At 67.1% G+C, this 17,307-nt stretch carries 11 protein-coding genes; 7 read left to right on the top strand and 4 right to left on the bottom strand.

The annotated features are described in order from the left end of the window. Positions 1-129: 129 nt before the first annotated feature. From NL126_RS08640 to NL126_RS08625, 4 genes are read left to right on the top strand one after another with little or no spacing between them, the layout of a single operon-like run. A complete protein-coding gene (locus NL126_RS08640; protein ID WP_255198525.1) occupies positions 130-1,401 on the top strand; it encodes a hydroxymethylglutaryl-CoA reductase, degradative in 1,272 nt (423 codons plus the stop codon). Then, on the top strand, positions 1,398-2,747 hold the full coding sequence (locus NL126_RS08635; protein ID WP_255198524.1) for an acyclic terpene utilization AtuA family protein: 1,350 nt from the start codon (positions 1,398-1,400) through the stop codon (positions 2,745-2,747). Before NL126_RS08640 ends, NL126_RS08635 begins: the two co-directional genes overlap by 4 nt. Then, positions 2,740-3,099, top strand: a complete 360-nt coding sequence (locus NL126_RS08630; RefSeq protein WP_255198523.1) for an AtuA-related protein — start codon at positions 2,740-2,742, stop codon at positions 3,097-3,099. The genes NL126_RS08635 and NL126_RS08630 overlap by 8 nt, the downstream gene beginning before the upstream one ends. Then, the gene (locus NL126_RS08625) at positions 3,096-3,560 is read left to right on the top strand and encodes a hypothetical protein (RefSeq protein WP_255198522.1); all 465 of its coding nucleotides are present in this window, start codon (positions 3,096-3,098) and stop codon (positions 3,558-3,560) included. Before NL126_RS08630 ends, NL126_RS08625 begins: the two co-directional genes overlap by 4 nt. On the opposite strand, the gene NL126_RS08620 is transcribed toward NL126_RS08625, so the two are convergent. Both NL126_RS08620 and NL126_RS08615 read right to left on the bottom strand, forming a co-directional pair. Then, positions 3,550-5,031 carry a sodium:solute symporter family transporter gene (locus NL126_RS08620; RefSeq protein WP_255198521.1) on the bottom strand — a complete coding sequence of 494 codons (1,482 nt, stop codon included), beginning with the start codon at positions 5,029-5,031 and terminating at the stop codon, positions 3,550-3,552. The two genes, NL126_RS08625 and NL126_RS08620, sit on opposite strands and share 11 nt — an antisense overlap. Continuing rightward, the gene (locus tag NL126_RS08615; protein WP_255198520.1) at positions 5,031-5,429 is read right to left on the bottom strand and encodes a hypothetical protein; all 399 of its coding nucleotides are present in this window, start codon (positions 5,427-5,429) and stop codon (positions 5,031-5,033) included. Before NL126_RS08615 ends, NL126_RS08620 begins: the two co-directional genes overlap by 1 nt. 415 nt (positions 5,430-5,844) lie before the next feature. On the opposite strand from NL126_RS08615, the gene NL126_RS08610 reads away from it, so the two are divergent. The 3 genes from NL126_RS08610 to NL126_RS08600 all read left to right on the top strand — a co-directional run bounded on the left by NL126_RS08610 (position 5,845) and on the right by NL126_RS08600 (position 10,285). Next, a complete protein-coding gene (locus NL126_RS08610; RefSeq protein WP_255198519.1) occupies positions 5,845-8,568 on the top strand; it encodes a PEP/pyruvate-binding domain-containing protein in 2,724 nt (907 codons plus the stop codon). Positions 8,569-8,768: 200 nt separating this feature from the next. After that, positions 8,769-9,245: a CRISPR-associated ring nuclease gene (locus NL126_RS08605; RefSeq protein ID WP_255198518.1), complete on the top strand. Its 477-nt coding sequence runs from the start codon at positions 8,769-8,771 to the stop codon at positions 9,243-9,245. Then, entirely contained in the window at positions 9,242-10,285 is a 1,044-nt protein-coding gene (locus NL126_RS08600) for a hypothetical protein (RefSeq protein WP_255198517.1), read from the top strand. The genes NL126_RS08605 and NL126_RS08600 overlap by 4 nt, the downstream gene beginning before the upstream one ends. 30 nt (positions 10,286-10,315) lie before the next feature. On the opposite strand, the gene NL126_RS08595 is transcribed toward NL126_RS08600, so the two are convergent. Together NL126_RS08595 and NL126_RS08590 are read right to left on the bottom strand one after the other, a co-directional pair. Continuing rightward, positions 10,316-14,011 carry a UvrD-helicase domain-containing protein gene (locus NL126_RS08595; RefSeq protein WP_255198516.1) on the bottom strand — a complete coding sequence of 1,232 codons (3,696 nt, stop codon included), beginning with the start codon at positions 14,009-14,011 and terminating at the stop codon, positions 10,316-10,318. 1 nt (position 14,012) lies between these two features. Then, positions 14,013-17,303, bottom strand: coding sequence for a PD-(D/E)XK nuclease family protein (locus NL126_RS08590; protein WP_255198515.1), 3,291 nt, complete (start codon positions 17,301-17,303; stop codon positions 14,013-14,015). Positions 17,304-17,307 lie beyond the last annotated feature (4 nt).

Genomic DNA, 17,307 nt, shown 5'->3' with positions numbered 1-17,307 from the left:
CCTATTGCCGCCGCGCTGCGCCTGTGCGTTCGGAACTGCACACCGGCACCTGTTGAAGCGATAACAAAAGAGAGCCTCTATTGACAGGTCAACAGCTTTTTGCTACAGCATCCAGTCGCCCCTCATGCTATGAGCTCACGTATCAATGACTTCTACAAGCTGGCCCCGGAGGAACGTCTCGACGCGGTCGTCGAGCGGTCCGGCCTCTCGGCCGAGTCGAGCGCCGCACTCGAGGACGTTGGGCTGACGCTCGGTGACGCCGACAACGTCAGCGAGAACGTCGTTGGGACGATCGAGTACCCGCTGAGCGTCGCGACGAACTTCGTCGTCGACGGCGAGGACACGCTGGTCCCGATGGCCATCGAGGAGACGAGCGTCGTCGCCGCGGCCTCCTACGGCGCTCTGATGGCCCGGGAGACCGGAGGCTTCGAAACCAGCGTCTCGGGGCCAATCATGCTCTCGCAGATTCAGGCCGTCGACGTCGCGGACCCCCACGCGGCCAAGGTCCGAATCCTCAACGCGAAAGACGGCCTCGTCGATCTGGCGAACGAGCAGGACCCGGTACTCGTCGAGCACGGTGGCGGCTGCCAGGACATCGAGGTCCGCGTCATCGACACGCCGCAGGGACAGATGGTCGTCACCCAGCTGGTCGTCGACGTGCGCGACGCGATGGGCGGCAACGCGGTGAACACGATGGCCGAAGCGCTCGCCCCCGAAATCGAGGACATCACGGGCGGCGAGGTCTCGCTCCGCATCCTCTCGAATCTCGCAGACCGGCGACTGGCACGGGCTCGCTGTCGCCTCGACCCCGACGTGCTGGCGTCGGAGGACACCGACCTCTCGGGTCCGGAGGTCAGGGACCGCATCGTCGACGCGTGGGCGTTCGCGGCCGGCGACCCGTACCGTGCAGCGACGCACAACAAAGGCATCATGAACGGCATCGACGCGGTCGCTACGGCGACGTTCAACGACTGGCGAGCCATCGAAGCCGGCGCCCACGCGTACGCGGCACAGGGCGGCTACGGCCCCCTGACGAACTACGAGGTCGACGACGACGGCTATCTCGCCTGCAGTATCGAGATTCCGATGCAGGTCGGGACCATCGGCGGCGCGACGAGCCTCCACCCGACAGCCCAGGCGTCGATGGAACTCCTCGACGTCGACTCGGCGGACGAACTCGCCGGGGTGATGGCCGCGGTCGGGCTGGCACAGAACTACGCCGGGCTCCGGGCGCTCGTCTCCGAAGGCATCCAGGCCGGGCACATGAGTCTCCACGCGAAGAACATCGCCATTCAGGCGGACGTCCCACAGGATCTCGTCGACGAGGTCGCCGCCCGGATGGTCGCGGAAGACGAGATCAGGCAGGACCGCGCGGAGGAGTTGGCAGCCGAACTGCGATGAGCGTCCGCATCGCCAACGGGGCTGGCTTCTGGGGCGACTATCCGGACGCGACTGCTCGGTTGCTTGAGGCGGGCGAGTTCGACTATCTCCAGTTCGAGTATCTCGCCGAAGTGACGATGGGCATCCTCGCCCGGATGCAGGAGTCGAATCCCGACCGGGGGTACGCCGCCGACTTCACCCGGTTCGTCGTCGAGCCGCACCTCGAGACGCTCCTCGAACGGGACGTGACGGTGGTGACGAACGCCGGCGGCATCAACCCGGCGGGCTGTGCGGACGAGATTCGAGCGCTCGCCGACGAGCAAGGGCTGGACGTGACCGTCGCGACGGTGCGTGGCGACAACATCACCGACGAGCTCGCGGCCATCGATGCGGCGGGCGACCTCCGGAACATCGACAGCGGCGAGCCCCTCGAGACGGTCGCGGACGACGTCGTCACCGCAGTCGCCTATCTCGGGGCGTTCCCGGTCGCCGAGGCGCTCGACACGGGGGCGGACATCGTCGTCACCGGGCGCATCGCCGACCCGGCGCTCACGCTCGGCCCGCTCCTCCACGAGTACGGCTGGGGGCGCTCGGACTACGACCGGCTCGCGGCCGGCATCGTCGCCGGCCACCTCATCGAGTGTGGGACGCAGGTGACCGGCGGGAACTTCCACGGCGACTGGCGCGAGATCGACTTCGAGAACCTCGGCTATCCCATCGCTGAAATCACCGAGACGGGCGACGTCACCGTCACAAAGCCGCCGGAGACGGGTGGGCGTGTCTCGACGGAGACGGTGAAAGAGCAGCTGCTCTACGAGATCGGCGACCCGACGGCGTACAAGACGCCCGACGTGCAGGCGGACTTCACGAGCCCGACGCTGACACAGGTCGAGTCCGACGCGGTTCGGCTCACCGGCGCCACCGGGCGCGAGCCGCCAGCGCAGTACAAGAGCACAGTCCACCACCAGAACGGCTACAAGCTCAACGGGAAGCTGCTGTACTCGCGGCCGAACGCCCTCGAGAAGGCGCGCAGAGCGGCCGACATCCTCGAGCGACGTATCGAGGCCCTCGGACTGGACATCGAGGCGACCAACGCGGAGTTCGTCGGGCACGACGCGACACACGGGCCGGCGGCACCGGTTCGCGACGAGTACAACGAGATCCTTCTGCGGTTCGCGGCCCGCGGGTCCGACGAGGAGTCGCTTCGCCGGCTGGGGATGGAGTTCGCGCCGCTGTCGATGGCCGGGCCGCCGAGCGTCACGGGGCTCACCGACGGGGGGCGTCCACGCCCACAGCCCATCGTGGACACGTTCCCGACGCTCGTTCCACGCGAGTTCGTCACCCCGGAGGTGCAGGTCCATGAGTGACTGGACGCAACCCGTCAAAATCGGCGAGCTGGCGCACGCGCGTTCGGGCGACAAGGGCGACCGCGTCAACATCGGTGTCATCAGCAAGAGCCCCGACGCCTACGAGCGGCTCGACGAACAGCTCACGGCCGACCGCGTCGCCGACTACTTCGACGGTATCGTTCACGGCGAGGTCGAGCGGTATCGGCTGGAGAACGTCCAGGCGTTCAACTTCGTCGGCACGGACGCCCTCGACGGTGGCGGACAGGTGAGTCTCCGGTACGACACCCAGGGAAAGACGTACGCGGCACTGCTGCTGGAGTGTGAACTGCCCCCGGTGGGACCGACCGAGACGGAGCCCGACCAGCCATGACCGACAGCCCGCCGACGACGGCCCCGGACCGCGACCGCGTGTGGGCGAGCAAGTGGTACCGAATCCGTCCCAGCACCTTCGAACACTACGAACTGTTCTTCGAGCCGGACACCGTCTACGCCGTCTACGCCGACGAGTCGTTCAAGTCGATTCTCCTGCGGCGTGATGGACGAGGAACTGAAGCCACCGAGCTCGGTGAGGAGTACGTCGACGCCCCGAGTTCGGAGTTGCTCGACAACGAGCGGAGCTTCGCGATCGAAACGGCCAGCATCGACCGTATCGAGCTTCGGCGCGGCTCGTTCCTGTTCAAGCCACGCCTCCGGCTCGTCACGGACGAGCAGACGTACGACTTCTATCATCCCTCGCGGACAGCGGAGACTGACGCACTGGCTGCGGCGCTGTCGACCCAGTACGACGACGCGATAGAAATCTCGGAGACGTCGGCGCCGTTCAGCTGGTGACGACGCGACGGATGTCCGAGGCGATGTCCGTGCCCGCGCTCGACGACGTCACGTAGCTCACAACGATGAGGGTGATGGACGAGACGACGAGCGTGAACGCGCCGATGACGACGCTGTTGGGCAGCGAGAACCCGGCGAACTCGCCGGCAGCGGCGAGCCCGAGGTTCAGCACGAGCGAGATTGCAACCGCCGCGACCGCGCCCTCCTTCGAGGCACCGCTCCAGTTCAGGCCGATACCGAGAATCGGCACGATGGCGCTCGCGAACAGCGCCCACCCGACGACGCCGAGCAGGCCGACCAGAATCTGCGCGTAGAACGCGAGCAGGAGCGAGCCGGCGATGATGGACGCCGCAGCGATGCGGTGGGCCCACAGCTCCTGGCGGTCGGAGTTGAACTCGTAGCCGAGGCTCTCCGGGATGTCACGCGCCATGTTGGCCGCACCGATGTTGATGAACGCGTCGCTCGTACTCATGATGGCGCCGAGCGCCGCGGCGAACACCACGCCCGCGATGAGCGGGGGCGTGAAGTTCGTCAGGAAGAACGGCGCCGCCGCGTCCGGGCTCGACAGCTCCGCGAGCGCGCCGGTCTCGACACCGGCGCGGACGCTGATGCCGATGCCGAGCATCATCAGCGAGGAGGCGAAGTACGACAGCCCCGCGATGGGCGCGCCCCACTTCAGGAGCTTGACGTCACGGATCATGTACAGCTTGTGCGCCATGTGTGGCTGCCCGGAGTTGCCGATGGTGAACAGGAAGTACCAGCAGAGCACCAGCATCACCGGGAAACTCCCGAACGCGCCGGCGAACGTGGGGTCGTTGACGGCGATGTCACGGCTCATCTGGCCGATGCCGCCGCCGTAGTTGAGCGTGATGGCGAACACGACGATGCTGCCGACGACCATCACGACGCCCTGGATGAGGTCGGTGGTGACGCCGGCGATCATCCCACCGCCGACGGTGTAGACGGCGATGACGCCGACCGCGATGAGCAGGGCGACGAGCTGGCTCGTGCCGATGATCTCCGAGAGCACGAACCCCATCGCCTTGAGCTGGACGGCGAGGTACGAGATGACGCCGAGCAGGACCGAGACGGCCGTCAGCCCACGCACCGCGTCACTGTTGTAGCGGGCGTACGCCGCGTCGGGAATCGTCAGGATCTCCCTGACTTCCGCCATCAGCCGCATCTTCTTCCCGAGGACGAACCACGAGATGGGGAACGCGAGCGGTGCGACGATGGCGATCCAGAGGAACGCGTACCCGCCCTGGTAGAATAGGCCGGGGCCGCCGATGAACCCGAACCCGCTCATGATGGACGCGAACGCCGAGAACGCCACGGCCCAGATGCCGAACCGCTTGCCGGCGATGAGGAAGTCGGCCGTGCTCTTGGTTTCACGGGTCGCCCAGAGCCCGACAGCGAGCATCCCGAGTAAGTACAGGCCGACGATGCCGACGATGATGTAGTCGATCGCCATCAGTCATCACCCGTGGCAGCCGGACTCGGCTTCCGGTCCATCTCCTCGAAGCGCTCGGCCTGCTCGTCCTTCCAGATGAACCCGTCGAACAGGTACGGATACGCCAGCATCATGAACAGCGCCGGCGGCATCCACAGCCCGTAGACGACGATGGCCGTCGCCCGTGGGAAGCCCAGCCAGTAGGTGGGGTTCGTGTACGATGGGTTCTGGAAGTGGAAGTACCAGAGCGCCGCGAACACGACACCCAGGATGACGACGAGCCCGCCCGCGACCTTCAGGAAGGGCGCCCACTCGGTGTGCTCCGCCGTCGACTGCACACCCAGCAGGAAGTACAGCCCGAAGAACGCGATGATTGCGTACGAGAACGCTATCTGTCCAACGGTTCCACCAAGCAGCATGGCCCCGAGCATTACCAGGAGCACAAGTAAAGCTGCCTGTATTATCCGGTTCGCTCTTGAAGTACCCGCCATGACACCATCTGCCACGATTTAGTCGATGACGTTTAGTTGTTACTATCTATCCCATGTCTTGTTGATAATATAATGGGTTTGAATAGATTGTAATGTGCTGGTAAATCGCAGTCATATCTCGATACCGGCGCTCTCCTCCCCGGCCAGAGCGCGTCGAGAGCTCGCCACAAATGATTTTTAGTTGATACGACACATGTACGGAATCGTATCGGTAATCTATCGGGCAGGCCGAGGGACCGACACGCGAGCACCAGGGCGACGCCGACTCGACGGTCGGGGCATCGGGCACGCGCACAGACGACCTTCATGGTCCAGTACGACGATAGAACGACGAAGGTCACCGATGTCCCAGTACGTCGTCTCACTCGCGGAAGAAACAGCGCGGGACCTCGGGGTGACGGGCGGGAAGGGCGCGTCACTCGCCCGACTCACCGCCGCCGACCTCCCCGTCCCGCCGGGCGTCTGTGTGACGACCGCCGTGTACGAGGCGCTCGTGGACACGCCGGAGCTTCGGACGGCGATCGAGGCGCTGGAGGGACTCGACCCGACGGCAGCCAACGAGATCGCCGACCAGAGCGCGGCGGTCCGGGCGATGCTCCGAGACCGGGAGCTACCGGAGACAGCGCGGGAGGAACTCGCCGCGGCACTGGAAGCACTCGATGCAGACGCGTACGCCGTCCGGTCGAGCGCGACCGCCGAGGACCTGCCCACCGCGTCGTTCGCCGGGCAGCACGAGACGTTCCTCGGTGTCGACGAACTCGACGTTATCGACCGGGTTCGCGACTGCCTCGCGAGCCTGTTCACCGACCGTGCCGTGACCTATCGGCTCAGGAACGGCGTCCCCCACGGCGAGGTGGCGATGGCCGTGGTCGTCCAGGTGATGGTCGACCCCGAGGCCGCCGGCGTGCTGTTCACCGCCGACCCCGTCTCGGGGAACCGCCACGTCGCGTCGATCGACGCCAACTTCGGCCTCGGCGACACGGTCGTCGCCGGGGACGTCTCACCCGACAACGCCCGTGTCGACCGACGCTCGGGCGAGATACTCGAGTACGCGGTCGGCGAGAAGCGTCGCGTCCGGCAGGCGGCGACGACAGGCGGCACCGAAACGATCGAGGTCGCCACCGAACGCCGCAGGGAACGCGCACTCTCGGATGCCCAGCTCCGAACGCTCGTCGACCTCGGCGACCGGGTCGAGACGCTGTTGGATGGGCCACAGGACATCGAGTGGGCACTCGTGGATAGCGAGGCGTCTGCAGACGCCTCGAGCCGTGCGGCGGAGCTGCACAGCGGCGCGTTCGTCCTCCTGCAGTCCCGGCCCATCACGTCGCTGTTCCCGCTACCCGAGCCCCGGCCGACCGACGACGACCTCCACGTCTACCTGAGCTTCGGCCACGTGCAGGCGATGCCGGCTGCGCTCCCGCCGCTTGTCGTCGACTTCTGGCGCGAGTTCATGGAGCGCAGCGGGACCGTCCTTCGCGCCGACGGAGCTCGAATGCAGTGGATGTCCCACGCGGGCGGGCGCATCTACGCGGACATGACGCCTCTGCTCCGGCTCGCTCCCCTTCGACGGATCCTCCCGGGGCGGCTCGCGGCCGTCAACGAACCCGCGTCGGACGGCCTCCGGGACCTCCTCGACCGACGGCCATCCGCGTTCCCCGCACGGAGCCGACTGGGAGAGGCAGTCGCACTTGGGCGGGCGCTCCGACGCATGGCGCCGGTGGTCACGGGCGTCGTGCCGCGCGTACTCCGTCGAACCGCCGAAGCGCTCGTCGTGGGGCCGGCGGACCCCGAGCGAGAGCGGGCGTGGGTCGAGACGTGGGGCCAGCAGAAGGCGACCCGGCTCCGTGCCCCCGACACCGTGGCCGGACGGACGCGGGCGGTGTTCGAGCGCGTCGACTTCTCCATCGTGCTGACCGACCTCCTGGCGCGGTTCGGCGGGCTGTTGCTCTCCAGTGTCGTCGCTAAACGACTCCTCGACCGACTGTGTCCGGATGCGGCCGACGACCTCGACACGGTGGGCAAGGGGTTCGAGTACGAACTCGTCACGCAGATGAACCAGCGGCTCGGCGACCTCGCGGACGTGGCCCGGGCCCACCCCGAGGTCCGGGCGGCGCTCCGGGAGGAGGCGTCGGTCGCCGACCTCGATGGCGTCGACGGGGGCGACGCCTTCCTGCACGCGCTCGACGACTACCTCGACGACTTCGGGCACCGCGCGAGCGGTGAAATCGACATCAGTCGGCCGCGCTGGCGGGACGACCCCGCGACGCTGCTCCAGACGGTCCGAAGCAACCTCGCCGACGACGCCCCCGGAGCGCACCGCGACCACCTCCAGCGGCTGGAGCGCGAGGCCGAAGCCGCAGCGAATCGCCTCGAAGTCGAGGCGGGACGCGGGCTACTCGGGCCGGTTCGACAGGTGCTCGTCCGGCGACTCATCGCCACCTATCGCGGCGGCCTCCAGCTCCGCGAGTACCCGAAGCAGGGCATCGCCCACGTCTTCGCGGCTGCCCACGACGTGCTCGCCGACGCGGGGGAAGAACTCGCTGCCAACGGCCGGCTCGCTCGGGCCGAGGACGTGTGGTTCCTCCACCGCGAGGAGTTGCTCGACGCGCTGGAAACAGGGGACGAACTCACCGTCGACATCGCGGCACGGCGACGGCGCTACGACCGCGAGGTGGCGATGACGCCACCGCCGCTCGTCACCAGCGAGGGTGAGGCCCTGACCGGGGCGGCTGCCGTGTCTGGAAACGTGCTCACGGGGACGGCCGTCTCCTCGGGCGTCGTCGAGGGAGTCGCCCGCGTGATTCGTGACCCCGGCGGCGAGTCGCTCGAACGCGGCGAAATCCTCGTCGCCCCTGCGACCGATCCCGGATGGACCCCGCTGTTCCTGAACGCGGCGGGACTGGTGATGGAGGTCGGCGGCCGGATGACCCACGGGGCGCTCGTGGCTCGCGAGTACGGGATTCCCGCCGTCGCCGCGGTGTCGGGGGCGACGACCGAGATTCAAACGGGCGAGCGCATCCGCATCGACGGCTCGGCGGGGACCATCGAGTTCCTCGACCGGGCGTAGCCGACCTCTGACGGCGGCCGTCGTCAGAAGTGGTCGAGCCGGAGTTGGTCGCGGTGGATGCCCTCTTCAGGTTCGGTACCGAGGAGCTGGGGGAGCGCAGTGTTGGCGAACGTCAGCGCCACGCCGAGCGTTTTGGGCCGCTGGAAGGAGCAGGATACTGTACGAACAGTTAACACCATTTGTGATACAGTAGAAACACGATGCGTTACTGGGTGACCACGGGGAGCACCAATCCGGAGGCAGTGGTCAACCCACTCGCCGCCGCGTGCACAGAGTGGGGATACGAGCCCGACCGTGTCTTCCTGCTCGGCAATCCAGGGGTTGCAGACCAACTGGACCGCATCGCCTCCCTCGCAGCGACCATCATCGAGGCCCACAGTGGAGAGACACCGGACATTCAGCGAACAGAGCTCGATAGCGAGACGGATTTCCAGGCCGTCGTCGACCACTTCCGGGCCGCCATCGAAGCCGCCCGTGCAGACGGCGGCGAGGTCGTGGTCGATATCACACCCGGCCGCAAGTTCATGTCCGCAATTGCGTTCCAGGCCGGCATTCAGTTCGGCGCAGACCGGGTCGCCTATCTCCACGTTCACTCCGGGCGGTTGTTCGGCCGGGTCTACGCCGACTTGCCCCGGAGCGGGACGACCCTGTACGACTTCACCGAGGTGTTCGCGTGATCCTCTCGCGGCGACATCTGACAGTGTTGTTGAACGCGCTGTACGAGACTGACAAGCGCCGCGTCACGGTCGAGCACCCGTGCCAGGACGTCGGTGAACTCCTCCGGTTCGACCTCGATGGGCCGTTCGACAGCCCCGTCAGATTCAGTCAGTCGCTTGCCGAGTACGATGCAACGCGGCAGGCCACGGAGCAGCGCCACGGCGCCGACGCCTTCGACGACCTTCCAGACGACAGTACGTACGTCCGGTGTCTCGTCGCAAGCGGCGTTCTCGAACTGCAGAACCGCGACGACGTCGAGCGGTTCGTGCGGCGACACGGCTATCGAGACCTCGAAGCGGGACATCCACCACTGGTTGCCGGACTGGATGCAAACATCATGCCGTGGCGGATGGGCGACGTCCTCGGCATCGATCACCGAGACGGCCCACGAGACGACGCTGGTCGAGCGCCGACGAACGGCTATGCGCTTGCGACAGGCGTCAAAGAGGAGCTCGACTGGCACTACAAACAGTACCAGACGGCGTCGCTCGTTGCAGCGTTCGGCGAGGAGTTCGAGCGACTCGACAACCAGCCAGCCGGAGCCAATCGGGAGGGGTTCCTCGGCCTGTACGAGTACCGACGGCTCATGGCCGACCGGAACGTCGACCGCGTCGACTGTGAGACCGGCGACGAAGCCATCGTCGAGGGGTATCGACGGTTCGACGCCGAGAGTCGAAAAGACGTGATGCTGTTCAGCAACGACTTCGGATTCATCGACCTCGCCGAGGAGGTGGGGGTGCTGGCCCACCACGTCGATTTCCCGCGGTCGCTTCCCCGGTCGGCAACCGCGACGTGGGACGAGCTCGGCGACCTGCTGTACTATCTGGCCGTTCGCTTCGGCGTGCTGCGGCTGCCGGGCGTGACGATCTATGGCGTCTGGAACGGTAAGGACGGGCGACACTGGCAGGGTGAGGAACTCGTCGTCGAGGCGCGGAGCCCGAAGATCGAACCGCTGCTGGAGCGGGACAAAACGATCGTCGAGGCGTTCGACGCCGCGTAACCGGGCGACATCAGCCGTATTTGTCGGAGGTCACTCGTCGTCCGGAAGCGATGCGAGGTCGTCGAGGTGCGGTTCGAGGGCTCCCCGTAACTCGGACGCGAGGGCGGACAGCTCCTCGGGTGGCCACTCGAACTGATACGGTTCGCCAGGCGTCGTGAAGTAGAGGGTCGCCGTCACCGTCTTGTCGGGCTCGTTCTGCTGGAGAGCAACGGCGTATGCAGCCATCTGTGTCCGATAGTAGTCGGCTTTCGCTGTGACCTCGCTCGAGGTGATATCGTTCGTCTTGTAGTCGATGATGTGGTACGCATCGGGTGTCGAGATGAGGTGGTCGATGAGTCCCGACACCTCGCCGTCGTCGAACTCGGCGGTGACGTACAGTTCGTCGTACGTGTACTCGACGTCGCAGTCGGCGTGGCGCGCATCGACGTAGTCCATCGCCCGTTCGGCGTGCTCACGAACCCGTGTCTGGTCTGCCCCGTCCAACGGCCCCTCCACATCCTCCGCTGCGAGGGTCTGTTCGACGACGTCGTCCCAGTGCTCCTCGGGGGGGCGAAGTTCACAGAGTCGGTGAACGAGCTCGCCAAACACGGTCGGCGCGAGAGACTCGGTCGCCGTCTCGGCAGTCAGTTCGCCCCCGTGGTCGTCGTCGCTGTCGAAGTAGACCGTGTTCGTCCGCTCGTCGAGTTGCAACGAGCCGTGACCGTCGAACAGGGATGCGAGGGCCGTCGGCGAGAGGCGGAACTGGCGCGCCGGGCGAGCGGGCGTTGCCGAGCGCTCGACCCGGGGCTCCGCTGGCTCGCCATGGTCGCGCCAGTCAGCCGCCGGGGTCGGAAGCGTGACCGTGATGTCGCCACCCCCAAGTTGGGTTGTGGTTGCCGGCTGCGTCTCGAGAGCGTCCAGCACGTCGTCGGGCAGGAGCTGTGGCTGCACCCAGTCACGCCAACTCGATGCCTCGTCCGGATTGGCAGCGTCGATCTCGGTCAGGTCGTCGCCATCGAGGTCGTGGAGCCCGGTGAGCAGGAGCCGATCACGGGCTCGCGTGCAGGCGACGTAGAGGACGCGCTTCTCCTCGGCACGCTCCTCGGCTCGACGTTGGTCCTTCAATGCCTCGCGAGCGACCGTCGTGGCGTCGTCGAACGGGTCGTCCGGGGCGGGCGCCTTCAGGCCGATTGCGTACTCGTCGTCACCGATGTCCTCGAACTCGACGCGGCCACTCCCGACCGCGGCACGCATGTTGAACCCCTTGCTGATGCCCGGAACGACGACGACCGGGAACTCCAGTCCCTTCGCGTCGTGGACGGTGAGGAGTTTGACGCCCGCACCCCCTCCCTGGATGGTCGCCTCACCCTCCCGGTCACCGAGGTCCTGTTGGCGGTCGAGTCGGCGGACGAGCGTGGGCAGACTGGTGACGCCGTCGTCGCTATAGCCACGGAGCAGTTCGCGGAACTTCTCGACGTTCGCGACCGCTTGCCGACCGCGTTCGTCCACACTCACGCTGGTGAGGTAGCCGGTGTCGTCGATAACCTGCGTCAGGAACGCAGCCCACGAGCCGTCGAGTTGCGGCTCCGTCCCGTCACCGAGCCCGACTTGTTCGCGCCACTCGACGAGACGGTCGTGGACCGCCTGGAGTTCTGCGTCGTCCGCAGTACCGAGGGCCGCCCACAGCGAGTCGGACTCGTGGTTGAGACGGGCGAGCGTGTCGTCCGTCAGCCCGAACAGCGGCGAGCGCAACGCGCCGTACAGCGCTCGCTCGTCGCCGGGGTCGGCGAGCGCTCGAAGCAGGTTCACGAGCGCGGTGACCTCCGGCGTGTCGAAGAAGCCGAGCCCAGAGGCGACCGTGAACGGGATCTCCGCGTCCTCGAGGGCTCGCTCGTACTGCTTGAGGTGGGTCCGACTTCGGAGGAGGATGGCGACATCCTCGGGCTCGACCGGGCGGGCCTCCGGGTCGTCGAGGTCCGACGCTTCGTCGTAGATCTGTGCGGGCTCCTCGAACAGCGCTGTGAGGCGGGCGGCGAGAGCCATGCCTTCGAGTTCGGCGTCGTGTTCGGGCTGCGCGTCTCCGAACGGGCCGTCGAACCGCCGAGCCCGGTAGTCGGCGTCCGTCGGCACGGCCAGATACTCCAGGCTCGCGAGCGACTCCGGGTCGTCACGATAGGTCGTGAGCGGCTGGGGCGTCGCCTCGTAGTCGGGTGCGTCGGGGTCGGCTTCGAACACCTCGTCGAACAGCGCGTTGATGCCATCGAGTACGCCAGGCAGCGTGCGGAAGTTCGTGGCGAGCTGGTCGTCGACGGCCGCTGCATCCCCCTGTGGGTTGGCCGCTTCGAGTTCGCGTTCCGTGGCGGCGAACTGCGTCACGTCCGCGTTGCGGAACCGGTAGATGCTCTGTTTCGTGTCGCCGACGACGAACACGTTCCGGGCGTCGAACGCGTCTGGATCCTCGGCGGTAAGGTGGGCGATGAGCTCCCACTGTCGCGGGTCGGTGTCCTGGAACTCGTCGACCATCACGTACGCGAACTGCTCGCGGAGGTCGGCACGAAGCGCGTCAGGAGCGTCCTGCAGGAATTCGAGAGCGAACTCGATCTGGTCGGTGAAGTCGACAACGTTGCGGCGTCGCTTCTGCTCGACGTATTCGTCGTGCGCGAGCAGCGTCAGTCGAGCGAGCGCCTGCACGAACGGGACGCTGTTCGCGTCCACAGCCATGGATGCCGGGACCAGATGCGCCTCTGGTTCCAGGATGTCGACGATGGCAGCCATCGCCCCGTCGAACTGTGCTTTCTCCGATTCGGCGCCGCTCCAGCGTCCGTTCGCCCCGGTGTAGCTGGCGTAGCGGCTACCGCTGCCCGTGGTGAGGTGGTCACAGAGGGCGACGAACCGGTCGCGTTTCTCCGTGGTCGCTTCGCCGTCGGCGAGCGAGATCCCGTCCAGCAGGTCGAGGATGCCCACGGCGCGTGTCCAGGTCTGCCCACCCGTCTCGAGGGCGTCTGGCGGGGCCTCCAGCAGATTGGTGAGGGTGTCGACGGCCGCGACGAACGTCGGGTCGGCGAAGCGCTCCGCCGCGAGCGTCGGTGGGATGGGATGGAGTCGGGTGTCGACGAAGTCGAGGTACTCGTCGCGAGGGGCGTCAGCCCACCGTTCGGCCCACTCGATCCCGCCCGGCCGTTCGGTCAGCAGGTCGGTGAGGATGTCCTGGAGCGCCGACCGGTCGAAGCGGCGGGCGAGCGTCTGCACGGCCTCGTGGTCGTCGTGCGTCTCGAGGAGCGTGGCGACGGTATCGTCGAGGAGGGCCGTCGTCTCGCGTTCGTCGAGCGTGTCGAACCCGGGGTCGACGGCGTCCGCGCTGATGGCGTGCTCACGGAGCAATCGGGCACAGAACCCGTGGAGCGTGTGGATGTAGCCGTCTTCGAGGCCGTCAGCCACCTCGCGCCACTCGGCGTACGTGTCTGCGTCGGCATCTGCGACGCGGTCAGTGATCGCCTCTCGGACGCTCGCTTTCAGTTCGTTCGCGGCGCGCTCGGTGAACGTCGTCGTGAGGATTTCCTCGGGGAGGAGCGGTGCCTCAGCATCCTCGGGCGCGTCGTTGTCGAGCCCTCTGGCGAGCATTCGCATGTACCGGGCGGTGAGTGTCGTCGTCTTGCCCGTGCCGGCGCCCGCCGTGAGCGTCACGTTCCGGTCGAGTGCGTCGGCAGCGTCCTGCTGTTCCTCGGTCAACTGGTCGAACTCGACCATCTCACTCCACCTCCAGTGCGTCCTCGATGGCAGCGTCACGCGCCGCGAGCGGGACGTACGCGTCGACGCCGTCGTCGATGTGCTCGATCACGTCGCGGCGACGGTGCGACCGCACGTCGCAGACATCGCTGTAGCCACAGTAGCGACAGCCGGCATCGCCGGGGTCGAGCACCGTCGGATGGAAGCGCCCGGCATCGAGGCCGGCTGCCAACTGCCCGAGGCGGACCGGCGTCTCGGTCTCGATGAACCGGCGGAACGCCTCGTGGGTCTCGAACGCCGGATAGCGAGCCCGAAGCAGCGGCGTGTCCACGTCGTCGCTATCGTAGTAGCTCGCATGCTCCTGCGAGCCGATCAGCCCCTTACGGTGGCTGACATGCCGCGGCGGCTTCACCTGGTAGTACGACCCACCAACGGTCTCGACGTTCTCGAGGACGCCCTCGGCGAGCAGGGCATAGAGGGGCAGCTGGAAGGCAAGGCCGGAGAGCGTGTCCGCCTCGCTGGGCGTGGTGCCGGTCTTGTAGTCGCGGACGACGAGCTGGGTTGGCGACGAGTCCGGCACCACGTCGATGCGGTCGATCTTTCCGTGGATTGGGACGGTTCCGTGGGGCGTGTCAATCTGGACCGGCTCCGTCTGGAGCACGACTTCGTCGCCGCGGGGCGCACCGACTCGTGCTTCGAACCACGCGGGCAGTGCCGTCGATTTGGCGACCTCGCCGAACTCGTGATCGAGATAGCGGACGAGGAGCCCGCGTTCGGGGTCGCCAAACGAATCGTCGCCGTAGTAGGGATTGTCTTCGGGGTCGCCGAGCCCGGCGAGGATCTGCACGAGCCACTCGCGCTGGAACGCGGTCGGGTCGTCGTCGAACCGTTCGGTGAGACTCGCGAGGGCTACGTCGAGGAGATGGGCTTCGCGGTCGGTGCGGTTCGCGACGGGCGAGACAGGAACGCCGGGCGTGGGTTGGAGTTCGGCGTAGTAGTGTTCGAGCACGTCGTGGACGAAGCCACCACGGACGCGGGCATCGGGTTCGAGCCCGATCTCGTCGGGGTCCTCGATGTCGAGCACGCGCTGCATGTAGTACTTGAAGCCGCACGTGGCGTACGTCTCGAGTCGGCTCGGGCTGTAGGGCTCTCTCGTGTCGCGCCCGTGGAGCGTGGCAACCGTCTCGGCCGAGAGCTGGCCGTCGTACGGCGTGAGGTCGGGACTCGCGCGGGCAGCCGCACAGGCCGTTCCAGCGTGGAGTCGCTCGCGCCGCGGGGCGTCGAACGTCCCCACATCGGCTGCCCGGTCGATTGCAGGGGTATAGTCGTCTGTACCGTCGTGAGCGAACGTCCGAGCGAGCGACCGCTGAACGTCCTCTCTCGCACCAGGCGGTGTGTCTGTGGGTGTGACCGGGTCGGGCTCGTGGTCGGTAACGCGCCGGAGCTCCGTGATGACGTCCGCTTCCACGAACGGGTCGCCCTCGAGGTCGCGTTCCGGAACTGAGAGCGTGAGGGAGGCGTCGCTGGCGAGCAGCGTCCCGAAGTGGTAGCGGGCCCGCTGCTGGATGTCCGCCTGCTGGAAGTCCGCATGCGCCTCGTTGATCGGTCGCGTGAACGCGAGGCGCTCGGGGTTCGACGGGAACTGCCCCTCGGTGAGCCCGAGGACGTACGCGTGGTCGAACTCGTGCGGGGCAGCCTCGTCGAGCCCACAGACGAGCACATGACCGTCTTCGCGGCCGCCATCGGCGTCGAGGGTGACGCCCCGGAGTGCCCGTTCGAGCCGGTCGACGGCGTCGCCGCGGTCGAGGTCGGCGTAGCCGTCGGTCATGGCGAGTGTCTCGAGCGTTCGGTCGAGACGCTTTGCAGCCTGTTTCTCAGTTCGGCCCCGGGGCGTTCTGGGGAGGTCATCGATGGCGTCAGCGACACCAAGGTCGTCGAGGAGCGTCTCGAAGGCGGCCGGAAGGTCGGCAAGGGCTGTCTCCCGAAGCGCCTGTGCATCGGCGACGAGTGATTGGAGGGCGGCAGTTGATTCGTCGGGAAGGTGCTCGTAGGCGGTTTCGAGGCGACGCGAGGTGAGCCGGCTCGCGACGCGAGTCAGGGATTGGACATCGCTGTCGGTGGCGTGAACGAGCTGGTTCGAGACCAGTGCTGTGACGGCATCGAGCGGTGGGTCATCGCGGCTGAGGCTCGCGAGTTCGGAGAGGACTTCCCCAAGTGCTGTATCGCCGAACGACCGCTCGATCGCGAGTGTCGCTGGAATGCCGTACTGCTCGAGCGTCTCGACGAGCCGCTCGTGGTACGCACCCGGTGCCGAGAGGACGATGCCGAGCGTCTCGGCTGGCGTGCCGTCCGCGATGCGGGCGCGGATGTCGCGGGCGACGTGCCGCAGTTCCTGGGGCCGCGTTTCGGGCTGAATGAGGTCGAGATCCGTGGAGGCAGCGGCAGTGGGCGTGGCCGAAGCCGGCCGGTACAGCTGCCGGGCGGTCGTGCGACCGTGGTTCGAGTCGGCCGGGGAAACGTACTCGCGGTCGAAGCCGAGTTGCTGGTACGCCTCGAGAGCTCGTTCGGCGCCGCGGTCGACGCCAACGGCGTCGTCGCTGTCGGTGAGTTGTGGAAGGAGGGCGACGGTCGGCCACGTCTCGGCAATACGTTCGACGAGCTGGCGTTCGAGCGGCGAAAACAGCGAGAAGCCACCGAGGACGACGGCGTCGATGTGTGGCCGGAGCTCGGTGAGATCGGTGGCAGTCGTGGCGACGTGGTGGTAGCGTTCGGCGCGGAACGTCTCCGCGGCGTGGTCATCGAGAAGTGTCTCGCGGGCAGCCTCGAACGCACGCGCGATCGCTTGGGCGGTCTCGGCCTGGGTGTCGAGGCCTTCCGCTTCGAGGCGGTCACGGATCGCTGTCGGCGAGTGCAGGTCGGCGAACTCGAGCAGGGAGAGCAGGTCTTCGACCTGTTCACAAAGCCCCTGTGCCGGGAAGCCGGTAGTGTACAGTGGGTTCGCTGGGTCGGTCAGCCGTTCGACCGCGAGTTCGACGAGTCGGTCGCGGAGCGGCTGGTCGATGTGCGTGATGCGACCAGCGTACTGCTCGCGTTCGTAGCAGTCGGCGACGAGGCCGTCGAACGTGTCGACGTCGAGGGCGTGCGGGCGGCTGTGGTGCCGCCATCTCTCTCGGGATTGATCGGCCGTATGGTCGTTTCGGGCGAGGTAGAGAAGGCTACTTGGCTGCGAGCCGGACCGTGCTGCGACCTGAGCGAAGGCGACGGATTCGAGCGCCGGGTATCGTGGACCGGCGTACAACGTCCCGACAGGCATGGAA

This window comes from Halorarius litoreus (assembly GCF_024362405.1).
In the GTDB taxonomy this organism is placed as follows: Archaea; Halobacteriota; Halobacteria; order Halobacteriales; family Haloarculaceae; genus Halorarius; species Halorarius litoreus.
The sequence above is the reverse complement of the archived record's forward strand: the minus strand, read 5'-3'. Positions and strand labels throughout refer to the sequence as shown.